A 21,334-nucleotide genomic window follows, 5' to 3' on the forward strand; every position below is an offset into this window, starting at 1 on the left:
TCACTTCCCCAGGAACTTCTCGAAGCCCTTGGGCAGGTTCAGGTCCGCCGGGTCCGGCTGGGCCTGGCCGGCGCCGAACGCCGAGCCGGCGGGCGCCTTCTGCTTGCGCTGCTGCTCCAGGGCGGCGTTCTCCTGGGCGCGCTTGGCGGGGTTGCCGGAGCGGGAGCCGCCCTTCTTCGCGGAGCTCTTGCCCTTGCCCTTCTTGCCCCCGCCGGCGCCGCCGCCGCCGCCGGGCATGCCCGGGATGCCGGCGGGCATGCCCGGCACGCCCTTTCCCTGGGCCAGCCGCTTCATCATCTTCTGCGCCTGCGCGAAGCGCTCCATGAGCTGATTGACCTCCGAGACGGTCACCCCGGAGCCCTTGGCGATGCGGGCCCGCCGGGACCCGTTGATGATCTTCGGGGCGACCCGCTCGTGCGGGGTCATGGACCGCACGATGGCCTCGACGCGGTCGATCTCGCGCTCGTCGAAGTTCTCCAGCTGCTCGCGCATGCCGGCGGCGCCCGGCATCATCATGAGCATCTTCTTCATCGAGCCCATCTTGCGCAGCTGCTGCATCTGCGCCAGGAAGTCCTCGAAGGTGAAGTCCTCCTGGTCGGTGAACTTCCGGGCCATCTTCTCGGCCTCGGCCCGGTCCCACTGCTTCTCGGCCTGCTCGATCAGGGTGAGGACGTCGCCCATGTCGAGGATCCGGGAGGCCATGCGGTCCGGGTGGAACTGCTCGAAGTCGTCGACGTTCTCGCCGGTGGAGGCGAACATGATCGGCTTGCCGGTCACCGAGGCCACGGACAGGGCCGCGCCGCCGCGGGCGTCGCCGTCGAGCTTGGACAGGACCACGCCGGTGAAGTCCACGCCCTCGTTGAAGGCCTGCGCCGTGTTCACGGCGTCCTGGCCGACCATGGCGTCGATGACGAAGAGCACCTCGTCGGGCTGCACCGCGTCGCGGATGTCGCGGGCCTGCGCCATGAGCGCCTCGTCGATGCCCAGGCGCCCGGCGGTGTCCACGATGACCACGTCGTGCAGCCGCGCGCGGGCCTGGGCCACGCCGTCGCGGGCCACCTGGACGGGATCGCCCGTGGGGTCGTCGAACTCGGAGGTGGTGCCCGGGTGCGGGGCGAAGACCGGGACCCCGGCGCGCTCGCCCACGACCTTCAGCTGCGTGACCGCGTTGGGGCGCTGCAGGTCCGAGGCCACGAGCAGGGGCCGGTGCCCCTGGCCCTTGAGCCACTTGCCGAGCTTGCCGGCCAGGGTGGTCTTGCCGGCGCCCTGCAGGCCGGCGAGCATGATGATCGTGGGGCCGCTCTTGGCCATCCGGATCCGACGGGTCTGGCCGCCGAGGATGTTCTGCAGCTCCTCGTTGACGATCTTCACGACCTGCTGGCCGGGGTTCAGCGCCTCGGAGACCTCCAGCCCGAGGGCGCGCTCCTTGACCGCGGCGGTGAACTCGCGCACGACCGGGACGGCGACGTCGGCGTCGAGCAGGGCCCGGCGGATCTCCCGCACGGTGGCGTCGACGTCCGCCTCGGTCAGGCGGCCCTTGCCCTTGAGGTTCTTGAAGGTGGCGGTCAACCGGTCGGACAGTGAATTGAACACGGGTCGAAAGCTGCTTTCGTCGAGGGAGTCGGCCGGTGCGCCGCGGTCTGCGCCGCGGGCCGCGGCCCGGCCCGGTGTGGCGGGTCAGTGTCCAAGGTTAGCAACTCCGGGCGGCCCCGGGCCCGCCGCCGTCACGGGACGGACGCGACGGCGGACCAGACGGCGGGCACGACGGCGGCCGGCCCCCTCCGGCGGAAGGGGACCGGCCGCGGGGACCGAGCGGTCAGAGCGCCGTCTCGTCGCGCTCGCCGGTGCGCACCCGCACGGCCTGCCGGACGTCGGTGACCCAGACCTTCCCGTCACCGGCGCGGCCGGTGTTGGCCGAGGAGACGATGACGTCGACGATGTCCGTGGCCTGGTGGTCGTCGACGAGGATCTCCACGCGGACCTTCTCCAGCAGGTCCACCGTGTACTCCGCGCCGCGGTAGACCTCGGTGTGCCCGCGCTGCTGGCCGTAGCCGTGCACGTTCTGGACCGTCATGCCCTGGACGCCGTAGGACTCGAGCGCGGACTTGATGTCCTTGAACTTCTCCGGGCGCACGATCGCGGTGACGAGTTTCATGGAAGAGCTGCCTTTCGTGGGGGTGGGATGCGTCGGGCGCCGTCGCACGGCTCAGCCGCGCACCGGCTGGGAGCGGCCGGGCTCGAAGGCGGCGGCCTCCTCGCCGGCGGCGTGCCGGCCCGGGGTGAACGAGCCCGTGGCGTCGCCGGCCAGGGCGTAGCCGGACTCGGCGTGCTGGGTGATGTCGATGCCGTCGATCTCGTCCCGCTCCGGGATCCGGAAGCCGATGGTCTTGTCGACGACGAAGGCGATGAGGAAGGTCAGTACGGCGCAGTAGAGCACCGAGACGAGCACCGCCACGACCTGGGTGAGCAGCAGGCCGAAGCCGCCGCCGTAGAACAGCCCCGCGGTGCCCTCGGACGGCAGCGCCACGAAGCCCAGGGCCACGGTGCCGACGACGCCGGAGACCAGGTGCACCCCGATCACGTCCAGCGAGTCGTCCATGCCCATGCGGTACTTGAGCCCCACGGCCAGCGCCGAGCAGATGCCGGCCACGAAGCCCAGCGCGCTCGCCCACACCGGGGAGACGTTGGCGCAGGCCGGGGTGATGGCCACGAGCCCGGCCACGGCGCCGGAGGCGGCGCCCAGGGACGTGGCGTGGCGGTCGCGGATCCGCTCGGTGAGCAGCCAGCCGAGCATCGCCGCGGAGGGCGCCACGAGGGTGTTGATCCAGATCAGCCCGGCCTGCTCGGCCGTGCCGGCCGCCCCGGCGTTGAAGCCGAACCAGCCGAACCACAGGATGGCGGCGCCGAGCATCACGAGCGGCAGGTTGTGCGGGCGCTGGCTCGGGTCCTTGCCGAAGCCCTGGCGGGCCCCGACGATCATGATCAGGATCAGCGCCGCGACGCCGGCGTTGATGTGCACCACGAGCCCGCCGGCGAAGTCGATGGCCTCCCCGAGGGCGGAGCCCACGGCGCCGTCCTCGGTGAGCAGCCCGCCGCCCCAGACCATGTAGGCCAGCGGCGCGTAGACGAGGGTGGCCCAGACGGGCACGAAGACGGCCCAGGCGCCGAACCTGGCGCGGTCGGCGATCGCCCCGGAGATCAGGGCGACGGTGATGATGGCGAAGGTCCCGCCGTAGGCGGCGCCGAGGAGGTCCTCGCTGCCGATGAGGTCGGCCAGGGCGAAGGAGGGCACCGGGCTGCCGGTGATCCCGCCCAGGAGCGGGTCCCCGCCGCTCATCGAATAGCCCCACAGCACCCACACCACCGAGACGATGGCGATGGAGATGAAGCTCATCATCATCATGTTGAGGACGCCCTTGGCCCGGGTCATCCCGCCGTAGAACAGCGCCAGCCCGGGGGTCATGAAGAAGACCAGGGCTGCCGCGACGATCGTCCACACGTGTCCAGCAGTGATTTCCACGATGTGCACCTCTCTCTGAGGGTTGGTCGGTCACCGGTGCCACTGGCCCGTTCCCCGCGGGGCCGTCCGGTGCTCACCGTTCACCTCGAGTGTCCGAGAGAGATGTTTCGTCCGCCGCCGCGCCCGGTTGCGGACATGTTTCGGGCCCGCCGCAATGATGACGCGCGTGTAAATTGCGGCGGGCCCGTGGGGCGTTCGGGGGACGGGTCAGTCGAGCAGGGCGTCCACGAAGCCCTCCGCCTCGAAGGGGGCCAGGTCGTCCGGGCCCTCGCCCAGGCCGATGAGCTTGACCGGGACCCCGAGGCTCTTCTGGATGGCCACCACGATGCCGCCCTTGGCGGTGCCGTCGAGCTTGGTGAGGACGATGCCGGTGACGTCCACGGCCTCGGAGAACACGCGGGCCTGGGTCATGCCGTTCTGCCCGGTGGTCGCGTCGATGACCAGCAGGACCTCGTCGATGACGGCGGCCTTCTCGACGACCCGCTTGATCTTGCCGAGCTGGTCCATCAGGCCGGCCTTGTTCTGCAGCCGGCCGGCGGTGTCGATCATCACGACGTCGACCTCCTGCTCGATGCCGGCGACCACGGAGTCGTAGGCCACGGAGGCGGGGTCGGCGCCCTCGACGTCGGAGCGCACCGTGGGCACGCCCACGCGCGCCCCCCAGGTGGAGAGCTGGTCGGCGGCCGCGGCCCGGAAGGTGTCGGCCGCGCCCAGCAGCACGTCCTTGTCCTCGGCGACGAGCACGCGGGCGAGCTTGCCCACGGTGGTGGTCTTGCCGACCCCGTTGACGCCCACGACCAGGACGACGGCGGGGACGGGGCCCTTGCGGGACACGGCCAGCGACCGGTCCAGCGTGGGGTCCACGAGCTTCACGAGCTCCTCCCGCAGCATGGCCTTCACGTGCGCGGGGTCGCTGGTGCCCTCGACCGTGACCCGGCGCCGGAGGGACTCCACGAGCTCCATCGAGGCGTCCGTGCCGAGGTCGGCGAGCAGCAGCGTCTCCTCGATCTCGTCCCAGACGTCCTGGTCGATGCGGTCGCGGGAGAGCAGGGCCAGCAGGCCCTTGCCGAGGACGTTGTTGGACCGGGCCAGCCGCCCGCGCAGGCGCGCCATCCGCGACGACGCCGACTCGGGCCGGTCCAGCGCCGGTCGGGTGTCGGCGGGCGGGGCCGGCCCGGTGCCGGGCTCCAGGTCCCCGGGGGCCTCGGCGGGGCCGCCCTCGAGGTCGTCGGCGTCCCGGGTGGAGGGGTAGCCGCCGCGGGGGGCCTTGGGGCCGCGCAGCAGCACGAGGCCGAGCAGACCCAGGACCACGACGGCGATGAGCACGTATACGAGAACGGGTATCGAATCCACGCCTCCCAGCTTCTCACACCGCCCCTGGCGGGACCCTGCGGCGGGGGCCGTGCGCGCCCCGGAGTCCTAGACTCGACGGGTGCCCGTTCAGCCTCCCGCCCCCGCGCCCGAGCGCGACCGCGTCCCCCAGCAGATCACGGTGCTCATCGCCGCCGCCTTCGTCATCGCGATCGGCTACGGGATCGTGGCGCCTGTGCTCCCCCAGTTCGCCACGACCTTCGGGGTCGGGGTGGCGGCGGCCTCCGCCGTGGTCAGCGTCTTCGCCGTGGCCCGCCTCCTGTTCGCCCCGGCGGGCGGGCGGATCCTGAACCGGATCGGCGAGCGCCCCACCTACGTGACCGGGGTGCTCATCGTGGCGCTGTCCTCGGCGGCCACCGCGTTCGCCCAGAGCTACTGGCAGCTGCTGCTGTTCCGGGGTCTCGGCGGGATCGGGTCGGTGATGTTCACGATCTCCGCGATGGGCCTGATCGTGCGCCTGGCCCCGCCCCGGATGCGGGGCCGGGTCTCCGGCTACTACGCCTCGGCGTTCCTGGTGGGCGGGGTGCTCGGCCCGGTCGTGGGCGGCCTGCTCGCCGGGCTCGGGATGCAGGCCCCGTTCCTGATCTACGCGGTCGCCCTGCTCGTGGCGGTGGCCGTGGTCCACTTCCGGCTCAAGGACGAGGTGCTCGGTGCCGGCCGGGACCGGAGGAACCAGCCGGTGATGACCGTGGCGGAGGCCCGGCAGGTGGGCGCCTACCGCTCCGCGCTGGTCTCCAGCTTCGCCAACGGCTGGACCGCCCACGGGATCCGGGTGGCCCTGGTGCCGCTGTTCGCGGTCGCCGTCCTCGGGGCGGGCTCCGCGGTGGCCGGCCTGGCGCTGGCGGTCTACGCCGCGGGCAACGCCCTGGCCCTGCCGGTCACCGGCCGGCTGACCGACCGGTTCGGGCGCAAGCCGCTGGTGCTCTCCGGGCTGCTGGTCAACGGGGTCGCCACCATGGGCCTGGGCCTGGTCCAGGACGTGCCGTGGTTCGTGGTCCTGTCCCTGGTGGCGGGCATGGGCTCCGGGACGCTGAACCCCGGGCAGCAGGCCACCGTGGCCGACGTCATCGGGCCGGACCGGGCCGGCGGGCCCGTGCTCGCGCGCTTCCAGATGAGCGCCGACGCCGGGCAGATCCTGGGCCCCGTGGTCGCCGGCGCGCTCGCCGACGCCGCGGGCTTCGGCTGGGCCTTCGGGGTCTCCGGGGCGATCATGCTGCTCGCGGCCGGGGCCTGGCTGCCCGTGCGGGACACCATGGAACGGCCCGACACCGCGGCGGCGCGCCCGGCCGGGTCGTAGGCGGGCCCGGGCGCGGTGCCGGGCGACCGGTGACCGGGCGACCGGTGACCGGGCGGCACGGGCCCGGCGCCGGGCTCAGCGTAGCTCGGCGAGCCGCTGCCCGATCACGGTGGTGACCCCGTCCCCGCGCATGGACACCCCGTAGAGGGCGTCGGCGATCTCCATCGTCCGCTTCTGGTGCGTGATGATGATCAGCTGCGAGGTCTCCTGCAGCTGGCGGAAGATGCTCAGCAGCCGCCCGAGGTTGCGGTCGTCCAGGGCCGCCTCGACCTCGTCCATCACGTAGAACGGCGAGGGGCGGGCCTTGAAGATCGCCACGAGCAGGGCGATGGCCGTCAGGGAGCGCTCGCCGCCGGAGAGCAGGGACAGCCGCTTGATCTTCTTCCCCGCCGGGCGCGCCTCCACGTCGATGCCGGTGCTGAGCATGTCCGTCGGGTCGGTGAGCCGCAGCCGGCCCTCGCCGCCGGGGAACAGGGTGGCGAAGACGCCCTCGAACTCCCGGGCGGTGTCGGCGTAGGCCTCGGTGAAGACCCGTTCCACGTGCTCGTCCACCTCGCGCAGGATGCTGCGCAGGTCCTGCCGGGAGCGCTTCAGGTCCTCGAGCTGCTCGGCGAGGAAGCGGTGCCGCTCCTCGAGCGCCGCGAACTCCTCCAGCGCCAGCGGGTTCACCCGGCCCAGCGAGGCCAGCTCCTTCTCGGCCCGGCGCAGCCGCCTCTCCTGCTCGGTCCGCACGAACGGCGCCCCCGCCACCGCCCCGAACAGGGCGTCCTGTCCGTCCGCCCCCTCCGGCGGCTCCTCCGTCCCGGTCCCCTCGTCGGGGTCGGGGATCGGCAGGTGCGGCCCGTAGTGCTCCACGAGCGCGTCCGGGGTCAGGCCCAGCTCCTCCAGGGAGCGGGCCTCGAGCGCCTCGATCCGGGTGCGCTGCTGGGTGCGGGCCAGCTCGTCACGGTGCACGGAGTCGGTGAGCTCGGCGACGCGGGCGGCGAGCCGGTCGTTGGCGGCGCGCAGCTCCGTGAGCTCCGCGTCCAGGCCGGCGCGCACGGCCTCCGCCCGGTCCCGGTCCCCGGCGGCGGCGGCCACGGACGCCTCGACACGCACCAGCAGCTGCTCGGCCGCGGCCAGCACGGCCTCGGCGTTGCGCGCCTGCAGCCGGCGGCGGTGCGCCCGGCGCTCGGCCTCCTCCCGGGCCCGGCGCTCGGTGGCGGCGGCCCGCTCCTGGGAGGCCGCCCGGTTGCCGAGGGCACGGGCCTGCTCCTCGAGGGAGCGCAGGGCCAGCCGCGCCTCGGTCTCGGTGGCGCGGGCGGCGGTGGCGGCACGGTGCAGCTCGTCGCGGCGGGCGGCGGCCTCCAGCTGGGCGTCCTCGGTGTCCTCCTCGCCGAGCTCCTCGGCGGCCTGCAGGCGGTCGGCGACCTCGCGCAGGCGCTGCTGCTCCGCGGCCAGGTGCCGGTCCGCGGCCGCGACCTGCTCCTCGAAGCGGCCGGTCTCCGCCGCGGCGGAGTCCAGCACGGCCCGGACCCGGGACAGCTCGGAGGCGGCCCGCTCGGCGCCGCGCTCGGCCGCGCGCAGCGCCGCCGCGGCCTCCTGGGCCCGCCGGCGGCCGGCGTCGCGCTCCTCGCCCGCCGCGCGCACCGCGGCGCGGGCGCGGTCCAGGGCGGCGGCGAGCCGGGCCTGCTCCTGCTCGGCGCGCTCGGCGGCGGCGCGGGTCTCGAGCGTGCCGGCGGCCTCCGCGGCCCCGCCCCAGGCGGTCGCGGAGGTGAACACGTCGCCGTCGCGGGTCACCGCGGTCAGCCCGGGCCGGCCGGCCACGGCCCGGGCCGCCGTGGCCGCGTCCTCCGCGAGCACGGTGCCGGCCAGCAGGGCGCGGACCGCGGCCGCGCCGCGCCGGGCGTCGTCGTCCGTTCCCCCCGCCCCGGGCCCGAGGACGGCGGCCGCGGGCCGGACCCCGGGCAGGCGCAGGACCTCCGGCGGGGCGGGGACTCCCGCCGGGGCGGCGCCGTCGGCGACCAGGAGGTGGACCCGGCCCACCCCGTCCCCGCGCAGGGCCTCGAAGACCGAGACGGCCGCGCCGTGGGAGCGCACGGCGAGCGCCTCCGCGAACGGGCCCAGGGCGGCGGTCACGGCCCGCTCCCACCCGGGCTCCACGCCCACGAGGTCGACGACGGCGCCCAGCACGGCGTCCGCGTGGCGCTCGCGGACCGCGGACGAGCCGTCGGGCTGGCGCAGGGCGGCGCGCAGGGTCTCGGCACGGGCCCGCTGGGCGTCGTGGGCGCGCAGCAGCTCCTGCGCCGCGGTCTCCGCCTCCCGGGCGGCCGCACGGGCCGTCCCGGCCGCCGCGTCCGCCGCCTCGTGCTCGGCGCGGGCACGGTCGGCGGCACCGGCCGCCTCACGGGCGGCCAGGGCGAGGCTCTCGGCCTCCGCGCCGGCCCGTTCCCGGCGCTCCCCGGCCTCGGCGCGGGTGGCGTGCAGGCGGGCGAGCTCGTTCTCGGCCGCCTCCACCCGGGAGCGGGCCGCCGCCACGGCGCCCGTCAGCCGGGCCAGGCCCTCGCGCCGGTCGGCGGCCGCCCGGAGGAGGCCGGTGACCACGGCGTCCTGGGCCCGGGCGGCGGCCTCGGCGGCCTCCCGGTCCTCGATGGCCGCGGCGAGCCCGTCGGTGGCGTCCTCGACCTGCTCGAGCAGCAGGCCCTGCTCCGCGCGGGTGCGGGCGGCCTGCACGGCGAGCCGGTCCGGGTCCCCTCGGCGGCCGGGCCCAGCAGCCGGCGCCGCTCGGCGGCCAGCGAGGCCAGCGACCGGTAGCGCTCCTGCACCGCGGTGAGCTGGTACCAGGTGTCCCGGGCCGCGTTGAGCGCAGGCGTCGCGCGCGCGGCGCGGGCCTCGACGTCGGCCTGCCGGGCGCGCCCGGCGTCGAGGTCCTGCTCGGCCTGCGCGCGCTCGGCGCGCAGCCGGCGTTCGAGGTCCTCGTCGACCGCGAGCGAGGTGCGGGCCCGGACGAGGTCGTCGGCCAGCAGCCGCGCCCGGGCGTCGCGGACGTCGTGCTGGATCCGCTGGGCGCGGCGGGCCACCCGGGCCTGCCGCCCCAGCGGGGTCAGCTGGCGGCGGATCTCGGCGGTGAGGTCCTCGAGCCGGTCCAGGTTCGCCTGCATGGCCTCCAGCTTGCGCAGCGTGCGCTCCTTGCGGCGGCGGTGCTTGAGGATCCCGGAGGCCTCCTCGACGAACCCGCGGCGCTCCTCGGGCGTGGCGTGCAGGATCCGGTCGAGCTGTCCCTGGCCCACGATGACGTGCATCTCGCGGCCGAGCCCGGAGTCGGAGAGCAGCTCCTGGATGTCGAGCAGCCGGCAGGCCCTCCCGTTGATCGCATACTCGGAGCCTCCCGAGCGGAAGAGCGTGCGCGAGATCGTGACCTCGGAGTACTCGATCGGCAGGGCGCCGTCGGCGTTGTCGATGGTCAGCGCCACGTGGGCGCGGCCGAGCGGGGCCCGCCCGGCCGTGCCGGCGAAGATGACGTCCTCCATCTTCCCGCCGCGCAGCGACTTGGCGCCCTGCTCCCCCATGACCCACGACAGGGCGTCCACCACGTTGGACTTCCCCGAGCCGTTGGGCCCGACCACGGCGGTGACCCCGGGCTCGAACTCGAAGGTGGTGGCCGAGGCGAAGGACTTGAACCCCCGCACGGTCAGGGTCTTCAGGTGCACGGGCGGCCGGTCTCCTGGACTGGGGGTTCGGGGGTCGCCCCCACTGTACTCGGGCGCGTCCCGGCGCGGCGGCGCGGTGCGGGCAGGGGCCGGGCCGGAGGGAAAAGCTAAGCCTGCAGAGAAACGGCGGTGCCCGGGCACCGCGCCGACGACCGGCCGGTAGACTGACCGCGACCAGCACGACCTGCCGACCCGTGACCGCGCCTGCCGGGCGCCGGAGCGGGGCGTCGGCGAGCCCCTAACGAAAGCCAGAGACCTTGACCGGTAATTCCTCGATCCGTCACCAGAACGCCGCACTCCTGGCCATCACCAAGGTCGAGGCCGACGAGGTGGTGCCCTCGTCCCACGCCGACGAGGTCCTGGAGGACACGTTCGCGCGGCTGAAGATGCCGAAGGGGCTGCTGCAGCGCCTCGCGGGCGTCAACGAGCGGCGCGTGTGGTCGCCGGGGCGCCACTTCACCGACGGCGCCGTGGAGGCGGGCGAGGCGGCCCTGGCCCGGGCGGGGGTCCGCCCGGAGCAGGTGGGGCTGCTGATCAACGCCTCGGTGACCCGCGACGGCTACGAGCCGGCGGTCTCGGTGTCCGTGCACCACCGGCTCGGGCTGGCGCCCTCCGCGCTGAACTTCGACGTCACCAACGCGTGCCTGGGCTTCGTCAACGGGCTCACGATCGCCTCCACGATGATCGACTCGGGCGCGATCGACTACGCCGTCGTCGTCGCCGGCGAGGACCCGACCCCCTGGCACCGCGAGACGTACGAGCGGCTGCAGGGCCCGGACGTGACGCGGGCGGACGTGGTGCGCGAGTTCGCCACCCTGACCCTCGGCTGCGGGGCCGCCGCCGCCGTGGTCGGGCCGGCCGACCGGCACCCGGAGGGCCACCGCATCGCGGGGTCCGTGACTCGGTCCGCGACCGAGCACCACGGGCTGTGCATCGGCGGCTTCGACGGCATGTACACCGACGCCACCGGCCTGCTCAAGCACGGCGTGGGCCTGCTCGCGGACGCCTGGCACGACGCGCACCAGGACGGCTGGGAGTGGTCGGATATGGACCGCTACATCGGCCACCAGGTCTCCATGTCCCACACCAACAAGCTGTTCCAGGACGTCGGGATCGCCCCGGAGCGGTTCCCGCTGACCTTCCCCTTCTGGGGCAACGTCGCGGCCGCGGCCCTGCCCATGACCCTCGCCCTCGAGGCCGAGCGGCTCGAGCGCGAGGACCGGGTCCTGCTCCTGGGCGTCGGCTCGGGGCTCAACGCGACGTACATGGAGATCGACTGGTGATCCCCCGGCGCTGAGCGCCGCCCGATCACCCCCGCACGCCCGCACCCGACGAGGAGCCCCACGCCCATGGCACGCAGACGACCGTCCACGACCCCCCAGCACGAAGGGCCGGACGCGGCACGGCTGCCCATGACCGAGGTGCCGCTGCCCGGGGTGGACCCGGTCTGGTCCCGCACGGTCACGGTCGCCTCCACCGCGCCCGTGGAGCCCGTGCCCGGCCGCCGCCGCCGCTGGCACCTGCTGGACAACGCGGCCTCACTGGAGGCGGCCGGGCTGAGCCCGCGCGGCACGGTGCTGGCCGTGCACGGCAACCCGACCTGGTCCTACCTGTGGCGCGACGTGCTGGCCGCCGGCGTCGACCCCGCCAACCCGTGGCGGGTCGTGGCCGTGGACCAGCTCGACATGGGCTTCTCCGAGCGCACCGGGCTCTTCCGCCGCCTGGACGACCGGGTGCGGGACCTGGCCGACCTCACCGCCGAGCTCGGCCTCGACGACGCCACCACGCCCGTGGTGACCCTCGCCCACGACTGGGGCGGGCTGATCTCCTCCGGCTGGGCGCTGGAGCACCCGGACGTGCACCGCGGGGTGGTCCTCACCAACACCGCCGTCCACCACGACGGCGCCGAGGAGATCCCCGCCTCCCTGCGCCTGGCCCTGGCCCCGGCCGCCCACGGGCTGCTCACCGAGCGCACCACGGCCTTCCTCGACGTCGCGCTGGCGCTGGCGAACCCGTCCCTGCCCGCGGACGTCCGGGCGGCCTACCGGGCCCCGTACGCCACGCGCGCCCGGCGCGAGGCCATCCGCCACTTCGTGGCCGACATCCCCGTGCCCGCCGACCACCCCTCCCACGCGAGATTCGAGCAGATCGCCGCCGGCGTGGCCGGGATGGACGTCCCCGCCCTGCTCCTGTGGGGCATCGGGGACCCCGTGTTCCAGGAGCGCTACCTGCAGGACCTGATGCGGCGGCTGCCGCACGCCGACGTGCACCGCTACGAGGGCGCCCAGCACCTGCTGCCCGAGGCCCGGGACATCGCCGGCCCGGTGATGGCCTGGCTCGCCGACCGCTTCGGGCCCGGCCCCACCCGGCGCGAGCTGCACGTGCAGCGCCGCGCCACGGCCCGGGGCGCCCACGTGCCCTTCCACGCGGAGCTCGAGCAGCGCCGCGCCGACCTCGGCCTCGCCGTGGTCGACATGGCCCCCGGTGCCGAGGCCACGGGGCCGCGGGCGACCACGGCCCCCGTGCGGGCCAGCCTGAGCTGGGCGGAGCTGGCCGACCGGGTCGACCGCCTCGCCGCCGGTCTGACCGGCATCGGGGTGCGCCCCGGGGACCGGGTGAACCTCATGGTCCCGCCGGGCTCGGACCTCACCGCGCTGCTCTACGCGTGCCTGCGCGTCGGCGCCGTCGTCGTCGTCGCGGACACCGGGCTGGGCCCGAAGGGGCTGACCCGGGCGCTCAAGGGCGCGGGGCCGGACTGGCTGGTGGGCATCCGCAAGGCCCTGGTCGCCGGGCGGGCCCTGGGCTGGCCGGGCACCCGGATCTCCCTGGAGCGCCTCGACCCGGTCTCCCGCCGCGTCCTCGGCGTGGCCCACGACGTCCCCGGCCTGCTGGAGTCCGCGCCGCGCCCGGACCTGCCCGCTCCCGGCCCCGAGGCGGACGCCGTGGTGCTGTTCACCTCCGGGTCCACCGGGCCGGCCAAGGGCGTGGTCTACACCCACCGGCAGCTCTCCGCGATGCGCGACGCCGTGCGCGGCACCTACGGCCTGTCCGCCGGCACCGGGCTCGTGGCCGGCTTCGCGCCGTTCGCCCTGCTCGGGCCCGCCATGGGCACGACCTCGGTGACCCCGGACATGGACGTCACGGCCCCGAAGACCCTCACGGCCCGCGCCCTGGCCGACGCCGCCTCCGCGATCCGGGCGACCGCGGTGTTCCTGTCCCCGGCCGCCATCACGAACGTCCTGGCCACCGCCCACGAGCTCGACGAGGGCCAGCGGCTGGCCCTGGGCCGCGTGGAGCTGGTGCTCTCGGCCGGGGCGCCGCTGCCGGAGGCGCTGCTGGAACGGTTCCAGGAGCTGGTGCCGGCCGCGACGCTGCACACGCCCTACGGCATGACGGAGGGGCTGCCCCTCACCGACGTCACGCTCGGCACGATCCGCCAGGCGCGCCGGGACGGCACCGTGGCGGGGGGCTCCCCGGTGGCCGGTGCCGGCAACGGGGTGTGCGTGGGCACCGCCGTGCACGGGGCCGAGCTCGGCGTCACCGCCCTGGGCCCGGACGGCGTGCCCGGCGACGAGATCACCACCGCGGCCGGGACCACCGGGGAGATCGTCGCCCGCGCCCCGCACGTCAAGGACCGCTACGACCGGCTGTGGGCCACGGAGCACCGGAGCACCCAGCTGCCCGGCTGGCACCGCACCGGGGACGTGGGACACGTCGACGCCGCCGGCCGGCTGTGGGTGGAGGGCCGCCTGGCCCACGTGATCGTGACCGCCGGGGGCGTGCGCACCCCGGTCGCCGCCGAGCACGCGGCCCAGACCGTGCCGGGAGTGGGCCGCGTCGCCGTGGTCGGCGTGGGCCCCGCCGGCGCCCAGGTGCCCGTGGCCGTTGCGGAGACCGTGCCGCCGGCCCCGCGGCCCGGACCCGCCGATCCCCTGCTCACCGGCGCCGTGCGCGAGGCCGTGCGGGAGGCGACCGGCATGGACCTCGCGGCCGTCCTGGTGCTGCCCGAGCACCCCACCGACATCCGGCACAACTCCAAGATCGACCGAGCCCTGCTGGCCGGGTGGGCGGACGCCGCCCTGGCCGGAGGAAGGATCAGGAACCCGTGAACGGCAAGCACCGCAAGGACGGCCCGCACGACGAGAAGGTCCCCGCCTACGACGCCGCCGTGACGGAGGGCGCCCCGCCGGCCGGCACCGGCAGCCACGAGGTGGACCGCGGGCCCCGGGAGCTGGAGGGGCGCGGCCGCACGGTGCTCGTCACCGGCGCCTCCGGGATGCTCGGGGAGCACGTGGCCCGCCTGCTCCGGAGCCGGAACTGGACGGTGCGGCTGCTGCAGCGCCGGCACGCCGCCCTGGCCGACCATCCCGGCGTGCAGGAGGTGCTGGGCTCCGTGACCGACCCCGACGCCGTGGCCCGCGCGCTGGAGGGCGTCGACGACGTCGTCCACCTCGCCGCGAAGGTGTCCTTCGCCGGGGACTGGGACGAGTTCGTGCTGATCAACGTCACGGGCACCCGGGTGCTGCTGGAGGCGGCCCGGCGCGCGGGCGTGGACAACGTCGTGTTCGTCTCCTCCCCCTCCGTCGCCCACACGGGCGTGTCGATCGTGGGCGAGCCGGCCCGCCCGGCCGACCCCGTGCACGCCCGCGGCGACTACGCCCGCTCCAAGGCCGCCGCGGAGCTGCTCGCGCTGGAGGCGGACGGCCGGGGACTGCGCGTCACGGCCGTGCGCCCCCACATCGTGTGGGGCCCCGGGGACACCCAGCTGGTCGAGCGCGTGGTGGACCGCGCCGCCCGGGGCCGGATGCCGCTGCTGGACCACGGCGCGGCGCTGATCGACACCACCTACATCGACAACGCCGCCGAGGCCATCGTGCGGGCGCTGGAGCGGATCGAGTGGTCGCACGGGCAGGCGCTCGTGGTCACGAACGGCCAGCCGCGCACCGTGGGCGAGCTGATCTCCGGCTTCTGCCGGGCGGCGGGCGTGCAGCCGCCGACCCGGCGGGTCCCCGGCGCGGTGGCCCGCGTCGCCGGGAAGCTCATCGAGAAGCTCTGGGCGCTGCGGCCGGGGGCCGACGAGCCGCCGATGACGGCGTTCCTGGCCGAGCAGCTGTCCACGGCGCACTGGTTCGACCAGCAGACCACCCGCGAGGTGCTCGACTGGACGCCGGCCGTGACCATCGAGGAGGGCATGCGGCGGCTGGCCGAGTACTACCGCACGCACCCGCTGGGCGCCCACGACGCCCCGCAGCCGGCCACCGGGTCCACCGCCGCCGACGCCGCCTGAGCCGGCACTGCGCCGCGGCCGGTCAGAACCGGGCGTTGCGGGGAGCGCGCTGGCAGACCGGGCAGCGGTAGGAGGAGCGGTTCATGAACTGCTCGCGCACGATCAGCGCCGACCGGCCCTCCTCCGCGCACCGGGGGCAGGGCCGGCCGGAGCGGCCGTAGGCGTTGAGGTCGCGGGCGAAGTAGCCCGACTCCCCGTTGACGTTGACGTAGAGGGAGTCGAAGCTCGTCCCGCCGGCCGCGAGGGCCCGGTCCATCACCTCCCGGACCGCCGCGAGCACCCGGTGCGTCTCGGGGCGCCGGAGCGTGTCGGTGGGGCGGGCCCAGTGCAGGCGGGCCTGCCACAGCGCCTCGTCGGCGTAGATGTTGCCGATCCCGGAGACGAGGGCCTGGTCCAGCAGGGCGCGCTTGAGCCCGGTGCGGCGCCGGCGCAGCCGGTCGTGCAGGACGTCGGCGTCGAAGGCCGGGTCCAGGGGGTCGCGGGCGATGTGGGCCGCGCGGGCGGGCACGGCCGGCAGTCCCGTGACCGAGCGTCCGCCCGGGGCGCCGTCGTCGGTGGGCACGAGCCGGTCCAGGACCATGCCGCCGAAGATCCGCTGGTCCACGAAGCGCAGCTCGGCGGGGGTGCCGGGGCGCTCGGACAGGCTCAGCCGCACCTTGAGGTGCTTCTCTGCGGGCAGCCCGGCGTCCTTGACGAGCAGCTGCCCGCTCATCCCCAGGTGCACCAGCAGGGCCTCCTGCGGCGGGTCCCCGTCCGGTCCGGTCAGCGGCAGCCAGAGGAACTTGCCGCGGCGCACGGCGTCGCCGACCACCGCGCCCTCGAGCTCGTGGGCGAAGGCGACCGGGCCGGGCGCGTGCCGGCGCACCGAGCGGGGGTCGAGGACCTGCACGGTCTCGATCCGGCGGCCCACGACCCAGCGCTCCACGCCGCGGCGGACGACCTCGACCTCGGGCAGCTCAGGCACGGGCGCCCCGCGTGTCCGGCTCAGGCACCGCTGCGGGCCACCAGGGCCGCGTAGGCCTGCGCGGCGGCGGAGCGCTCGGCCTCCTTCTTGGTGGTGCCGGCGCCCGTGCCGTGGTCCTTCCCGCCGATGAGCAGGTGCGCCTCGTAGCGGCGGTCGTGGTCCGGGCCGGTGCCCTCCACGGCGTAGCGGACGGGACCCAGCCCGCGGGCCGCGGCGAGCTCCTGGATCTCGGTCTTCCAGTCGCGGCCCTCGGTCATCACGAAGCCGTCCTCGAGCAGCGGCACGACCAGGCGCAGCACGAAGTCGCGGGCGGCCTCCAGCCCGGAGCACACGTAGACGGCGCCGATCAGCGCCTCCATGGTGTCGGCCAGGATCGAGGCCTTCTCGTGCCCCCTGGTCCGCACCTCGCCCTTGCCCAGGCGGATGTGCGCGCCCACGTCGAGGGAGCGCGCGAGGTCGGCGAGGGTGCGGGTGCTCACCACGGCCGCGCGGATCTTGGCGAGGTTGCCCTCGGAGTCGTCGGGGTAGCGGTGGAAGATCTCGTCGGTGACCGCCAGGCCCAGCACGGAGTCGCCGAGGAACTCGAGCCGTTCGTTGTGGCCCTGTCCCCCGTGCTCGTACGCGTAGGAGCGGTGGGTCAGCGCAAGACGGAGCGTCTCGGCGTCGATGTCGACGCCGAGACGCTCCAGCAGGTCCTGAGGGTTCGCGGTGGTGGTCACCGTGGTCAGGCGTCGGCCACCTTGCGGCCCTTGTACTCCAGGAACAGCGCGGTCCCCGCGGAGTCGGTCACGACCTTGGCCTGGTGCGGCAGGCTGTAGGTGACCTTGCCGTTCTCGACGGTCTTGACCAGCTTCGGCGCGGTCGCCTTCCACTGGGAACGGCGTGCACGGGTGTTGGCACGGGACATCTTCCGCTTGGGAACAGCCACGGCTATCTCTCTTCTCTCGTATCGGTCGTCTTCTCCGAGGTGTCCTGCTCGAGCAGGCCCGACAGGGCGCTCCAGCGAGGATCGAGCACCTCGTGGTGGTGTCCCGGGTCGTCCTCCAGGCGCGCGCCGCACTGGGCGCACAACCCCTGGCAGTCCTCCCGGCACACCGGTTGGAACGGCAGCTGAGTGATCACTGCGTCCCGAAGCATGGGTTCGAGGTCGATCTTCTCGTCCTGAACTTCATACATCTGGTCGTCCTCGACGTCCTCCCCACCGGTGGTGGCGGCGTCGAAGAGGTACAGCTCCTGCACGTCGACGTCCAGATCGTAGTCGATCGGGTCGAGGCATCGGCTGCACTCGCCGTGGATGTCCACGGCGGCCGTGCCGGACACCAGGATCCCGTCGTGGACGGACTCCAGCCGGAGCTCCAGCTCGATGTCCGAACCCTCCGGGGCGCCGATGAGTGCGTTGCCGAAGTCCTTCGGCGCGGGCACCACCTTCTCCAGTCGTCGCATCGTCCCCGGGCGGTGCTCGAGGTCCCTGACATCGATGATGAGGGGCGAACTGTTCTCGCGACTGATGACGATCTCCTGGTGAAATTCTGGCCGACAGGCCATGGTAGCGCGCCCCGCCGCCCGTTCTCAAACGGGACGCGCCCCGGCGACCCCGGACGGCCCCGGCGGGCTCAGGCCCGCAGGGCGCGCAGCACCGGCTCGGGCACGAAGCCGGAGACGTCCCCGCCCAGCCCCTGGACCTCCTTGACGAGGGTGGAGGACAGGTGCAGGAACTGCGGGTCCCCCGGCAGGAACACCGTCTCGACCCGGGTGAGGTCGCGGTTCATCGTGGCCATCGGTACCTCGTACGCGTAGTCCTCCCCCGAGCGCAGGCCCTTGACCAGTGCCACCGCGCCACGCTCCGCCGCGTAGTCCGCGAGCAGGCCTCCGCCCATGGGCTCGACGACGACGCCGGCGATCCCTGCGAGGCTCTCCTCCGCCAGGGCCAGCCGCTGCTCGTGGTCGAAGCGGTAGCGCTTGTGCGGGTTCGTGGACACCGCGACCACCACCTCGTCGAAGAGCGCCGCGGCGCGCGCGACGACCTCCACATGGCCGTTGTGGATGGGGTCGAAGGAGCCGGGACAGATCGCTCGATGCATGGGCCCCATCCTAGGCACGCGGCCGCGGGACCCTAGACTGGCGGCCATGGATGCCACTGCCGCCGCCCACACGTCCCGCGCCCCCTGGGAGCGCATGGCCCACGGAGGAGGCCTGCTGACCAGCGCCGGCGAGCTCTCCGGGACGGTGTTCGAGGAGATGTCCCGGCTGGCCGCACGGACGGGGGCGATCAACCTGGGCCAGGGCTTCCCGGACGTGGACGGACCCCCGGAGATGCTCGACGCCGCCGCCGCCGCGCTGCGCGGCGGCGGCAACCAGTACTCCCCGGTCGCGGGAGTGCCGCAGCTGCAGGAGGCCGTCGCCGAGCACCAGCGCCGCTTCTACGGCCTCGAGCCGGACCCGGCCTCCGGCGTCGTCGTGACCGTGGGCGCCTCCGAGGGGCTGGCCGCGAGCCTCCTCGCGTTCCTGCGACCCGGGGACGAGGTCGTCACCTTCGAGCCGCACTACGACCTCTACGGCGCCGTGGTGGAGTTCGCGGGCGCGCGGCTGGTCACGGTCCCGCTCGAGCCCCCGCGCTTCTCCCCGGACCTGGACCGCCTCGCCGCGGCCTTCGGGCCCCGCACCCGCATGGTGATCCTCAACGACCCGCACAACCCCACGGGCACCGTGTTCGACGACGCCGTCCTGTCCCGGGTGGTCGAGCTGGCCGCGGAGCACGACTGCGTGGTGGTGACCGACGAGGTCTACGAGCACCTGCGCTACGGCGGCGCCCACCGTCCCCTGGCGGCCCTGCCGGGGGCCTTCGAGCGGACCCTCACCGTCTCCTCGGTGGGCAAGACGTTCTCGGCCACCGGCTGGCGCGTGGGCTGGGTGAGCGGGCCGGAGCACCTCGTCGGCGCGGTGCGGGCCACCAAGGCGTACTTCACGCACAGCGCCGCCACACCCCTGCAGCTCGGGGCGGCGGCGGCCCTGCGCCTGCCGGACGCCTTCTACGAGGGACTGGCCGAGGACTTCCGGCAGCGCCGTGACGTGCTCGTGCAGGGGCTGGCCGCCGCGGGCGCCGAGCCCTTCGAGCCGCAGGGCACGTTCTTCGTCGTGGCCGACGTGCGCGCACTGTGCGAGCGGCACGGCGTCGGGGACGCCACCGCGCTGGCCCCCGTGCTGGCCGAGCGCTCCGGCGTGGTGGGCGTGCCGGTGCCGGCCCTGGCCTCGGCGGCGCACCGGGGTCTGTACACCACCTGGATGCGCTTCTCCTTCGGCAAGCGCCGGGACCTCCTGGAGCAGGCCGGCCGGCGGCTGGCCGGCTGAGCCGCGGAGGGCCCGTCACACACGGTCAGCACCCTTGGCGCGGCCGTGCCGGGTGGCTACCGTGGTGCGCACCCGCGAGCCCGGTGGAGCGTTCCGGGCCCGGGCCGGCGGCCCGCCGACGGCCGCCGTCGTCAGTGGGGCCGGCACGCGCGGCCGCGGCGACCGGCCCCTCCCGCAAGCTGTGTCCGAAGGGGGAACCATGCCAGCAGGCCAGGGCAAGAACATCCGGCGGGTCACGAGCGTCGACGTGATCCGCAGCAGGCAGGGGGACGGCGACGCCGGCTCCTACACGTTCGAGCTGACGCTCGACGACGGTGTGGAGGAGTACCTGCTCGTCGTCCCGGAGAGCGAGGCCAGCACCGTGGCGCGGCTCATCCAGCACAGCAGCTCGATGCAGCTGGACAAGAACACGGACGACCTGATCTTCGAGAAGTACGGGGACTGAGTCCCGCCCGCGGCGACGGCGGCCGCTGCCGAGACAGCGGCCGCCGTCGCCGCGGTGCGTGGGCGGGAGGAGCTCAGACCGTCGCCCGGCGGCCGAGGGCCCGGTAGCAGAAGCCGGCGGCGGCCCAGCGCTCGGGGTCGAGCACGTTGCGCCCGTCCAGGATCTGCGGCACGGCCACCAGCGGGTGGAGCTGCTCGGGGGTCATCGCCTTGAACTCGGCCCACTCGGTCAGCAGCACCACGACCTCCGCGCCGGTGGCGGCGGCCTCGAGGGAGTCCACGTAGTCCAGGCGCGGATAGCGCTTGGCGGCGTTGGCGTTGGCCTTGGGGTCGTAGACGGCGACCTCGGCGCCGATCGAGTGCAGCCGGGCGGCGATGTCCAGGGCCGGGGAGTCGCGCACGTCGTCGGAGTCGGGCTTGAAGGCCGCCCCGAGCACGGCCACCTGCTTGCCCACCACGGAGCCGCCGAGCATCTGGGTGACGGTGTCCACGGTGTGCCCGCGGCGGCGGACGTTGATGTCGTCGACCTCCGCCAGGAAGCGCACCGACTGCTCCACGCCCAGCTCCGCGGCCCGCGCCCGCAGGGCCCGGATGTCCTTGGGCAGGCAGCCGCCGCCGAAGCCCACCCCGGCGTTGAGGAACTTCCGCCCGATCCGCTCGTCGAGCCCGATCGCGTCGGCGAGGGTGCGGATGTCCCCGCCGACCGCCTCGGTCAGCTCGGAGAGGGCGTTGATGAAGGAGATCTTGGTGGCCAGGAACGCGTTGGCGGCGACCTTCACCAGCTCGGCCGTCTCGAAGTCGGTGACGATCAGCGGCACGCCCGCCTCCAGCTGGCGGGCGTAGACCCGGCGCATCACGGCCTCCGCGGCCGCGTCCTCCGCGCCCAGCACCATCCGGTCCGGGGTCAGGGTGTCCTCCACGGCGTAGCCCTCGCGCAGGAACTCCGGGTTCCAGACCAGGGACACGTCCACCCCGTCCCGGGCCGAGGCCCGCGCCAGGTCGGCCAGCCGCCGGGCCGAGCCGACGGGGACCGTGGACTTGCCGGCGATCACGCAGTCCTTCGTGGCGGCCGCGGCGATCGAGCCCACGGCGGCGTCCACGTAGCGCATGTCCGCCGCGAAGGACCCGGCGCGCTGGGGCGTGCCGACCCCCACGAAGTGCACGTCGCCGAAAGCCCCGGCCTCCTCGTAGCTGGTGGTGAAGCGCAGGCGCCCGGTGTCCACGTGCTTGCGCAGCAGCTCGCCCAGTCCTGGTTCGTGGAAGGGCAGCTCCCCGCGGGACAGGGCGTCGACCTTGGCCGGGTCCACGTCCACGCCCAGGACCTCGAAGCCCATCTCCGCCATCGACGCGGCGTGCGTGGCCCCCAGGTAGCCCGTGCCCAGAACCGTGATCTTCATGGACGTCCTCCGTCTCT

Annotated in this window: 16 protein-coding genes and 1 pseudogene; 6 read left to right on the forward strand and 11 right to left on the reverse strand. The window is 74.7% G+C overall.

Going from position 1 to position 21,334, the window contains the following annotated elements:
* The 4 genes from ffh to ftsY form a co-directional block, all read right to left on the reverse strand.
* Entirely contained in the window at positions 1 to 1,593 is a 1,593-nt protein-coding gene (gene ffh / locus AYX06_RS03845; protein ID WP_062734655.1) for a signal recognition particle protein, read from the reverse strand.
* Positions 1,594 to 1,816: 223 nt separating this feature from the next.
* On the reverse strand, positions 1,817 to 2,155 hold the full coding sequence (locus AYX06_RS03850) for a P-II family nitrogen regulator (RefSeq protein ID WP_047805187.1): 339 nt from the start codon (positions 2,153 to 2,155) through the stop codon (positions 1,817 to 1,819).
* Between the two features lie 51 nt (positions 2,156 to 2,206).
* On the reverse strand, positions 2,207 to 3,520 hold the full coding sequence (locus tag AYX06_RS03855) for an ammonium transporter (protein WP_062734657.1): 1,314 nt from the start codon (positions 3,518 to 3,520) through the stop codon (positions 2,207 to 2,209).
* 207 nt (positions 3,521 to 3,727) lie between these two features.
* Positions 3,728 to 4,873, reverse strand: a complete 1,146-nt coding sequence (ftsY, locus tag AYX06_RS03860; RefSeq protein WP_062734659.1) for a signal recognition particle-docking protein FtsY — start codon at positions 4,871 to 4,873, stop codon at positions 3,728 to 3,730.
* A gap of 79 nt (positions 4,874 to 4,952) precedes the next feature.
* On the opposite strand from ftsY, the gene AYX06_RS03865 reads away from it, so the two are divergent.
* Complete coding sequence (locus AYX06_RS03865; protein ID WP_062734662.1) at positions 4,953 to 6,188, forward strand: MFS transporter; 1,236 nt, start codon at positions 4,953 to 4,955, stop codon at positions 6,186 to 6,188.
* 75 nt (positions 6,189 to 6,263) lie between these two features.
* Here the strand turns inward: AYX06_RS03865 and smc are convergent.
* A pseudogene (gene smc / locus AYX06_RS03870) lies at positions 6,264 to 9,877 on the reverse strand (chromosome segregation protein SMC).
* Positions 9,878 to 10,134: 257 nt separating this feature from the next.
* On the opposite strand from smc, the gene AYX06_RS03875 reads away from it, so the two are divergent.
* From AYX06_RS03875 to AYX06_RS03885, 3 genes are all read left to right on the forward strand, one after another.
* Positions 10,135 to 11,160: a 3-oxoacyl-ACP synthase III gene (locus tag AYX06_RS03875; protein ID WP_062734664.1), complete on the forward strand. Its 1,026-nt coding sequence runs from the start codon at positions 10,135 to 10,137 to the stop codon at positions 11,158 to 11,160.
* 129 nt (positions 11,161 to 11,289) lie between these two features.
* Positions 11,290 to 13,986 carry an alpha/beta fold hydrolase gene (locus AYX06_RS03880; protein WP_062734667.1) on the forward strand — a complete coding sequence of 899 codons (2,697 nt, stop codon included), beginning with the start codon at positions 11,290 to 11,292 and terminating at the stop codon, positions 13,984 to 13,986.
* Positions 13,983 to 15,164, forward strand: a complete 1,182-nt coding sequence (locus AYX06_RS03885; RefSeq protein WP_084271434.1) for an NAD-dependent epimerase/dehydratase family protein — start codon at positions 13,983 to 13,985, stop codon at positions 15,162 to 15,164. The genes AYX06_RS03880 and AYX06_RS03885 overlap by 4 nt, the downstream gene beginning before the upstream one ends.
* A gap of 22 nt (positions 15,165 to 15,186) precedes the next feature.
* Here the strand turns inward: AYX06_RS03885 and mutM are convergent, their stop codons facing one another.
* From mutM to coaD, 5 genes are all read right to left on the reverse strand, one after another.
* A complete protein-coding gene (mutM, locus tag AYX06_RS03890) occupies positions 15,187 to 16,128 on the reverse strand; it encodes a bifunctional DNA-formamidopyrimidine glycosylase/DNA-(apurinic or apyrimidinic site) lyase (RefSeq protein ID WP_062734669.1) in 942 nt (313 codons plus the stop codon).
* A 20-nt stretch (positions 16,129 to 16,148) separates the two neighbouring features.
* The gene (gene rnc, locus AYX06_RS03895; protein ID WP_062734672.1) at positions 16,149 to 16,847 is read right to left on the reverse strand and encodes a ribonuclease III; all 699 of its coding nucleotides are present in this window, start codon (positions 16,845 to 16,847) and stop codon (positions 16,149 to 16,151) included.
* Positions 16,848 to 16,852: 5 nt separating this feature from the next.
* Positions 16,853 to 17,056 (reverse strand): 50S ribosomal protein L32, encoded by a 204-nt coding sequence (rpmF, locus tag AYX06_RS03900; protein ID WP_031282896.1) that lies wholly within the window; start codon positions 17,054 to 17,056, stop codon positions 16,853 to 16,855.
* Between the two features lie 2 nt (positions 17,057 to 17,058).
* The gene (locus AYX06_RS03905; protein ID WP_186815592.1) at positions 17,059 to 17,673 is read right to left on the reverse strand and encodes a YceD family protein; all 615 of its coding nucleotides are present in this window, start codon (positions 17,671 to 17,673) and stop codon (positions 17,059 to 17,061) included.
* Between the two features lie 68 nt (positions 17,674 to 17,741).
* A complete protein-coding gene (gene coaD / locus AYX06_RS03910) occupies positions 17,742 to 18,209 on the reverse strand; it encodes a pantetheine-phosphate adenylyltransferase (RefSeq protein WP_062734674.1) in 468 nt (155 codons plus the stop codon).
* A 46-nt stretch (positions 18,210 to 18,255) separates the two neighbouring features.
* Here coaD and AYX06_RS03915 point away from each other — a divergent pair, with 46 nt between their 5' ends.
* Both AYX06_RS03915 and AYX06_RS03920 read left to right on the forward strand, forming a co-directional pair.
* Positions 18,256 to 19,476 carry an aminotransferase class I/II-fold pyridoxal phosphate-dependent enzyme gene (locus AYX06_RS03915; protein WP_062734677.1) on the forward strand — a complete coding sequence of 407 codons (1,221 nt, stop codon included), beginning with the start codon at positions 18,256 to 18,258 and terminating at the stop codon, positions 19,474 to 19,476.
* A gap of 199 nt (positions 19,477 to 19,675) precedes the next feature.
* Positions 19,676 to 19,921: a hypothetical protein gene (locus AYX06_RS03920; protein ID WP_062734680.1), complete on the forward strand. Its 246-nt coding sequence runs from the start codon at positions 19,676 to 19,678 to the stop codon at positions 19,919 to 19,921.
* A gap of 73 nt (positions 19,922 to 19,994) precedes the next feature.
* On the opposite strand, the gene AYX06_RS03925 is transcribed toward AYX06_RS03920, so the two are convergent.
* Positions 19,995 to 21,317 carry a UDP-glucose dehydrogenase family protein gene (locus AYX06_RS03925; protein ID WP_062734684.1) on the reverse strand — a complete coding sequence of 441 codons (1,323 nt, stop codon included), beginning with the start codon at positions 21,315 to 21,317 and terminating at the stop codon, positions 19,995 to 19,997.
* Positions 21,318 to 21,334 lie beyond the last annotated feature (17 nt).

Source organism: Kocuria turfanensis (genome assembly GCF_001580365.1).
GTDB lineage: Bacteria > Actinomycetota > Actinomycetes > Actinomycetales > Micrococcaceae > Kocuria > Kocuria turfanensis.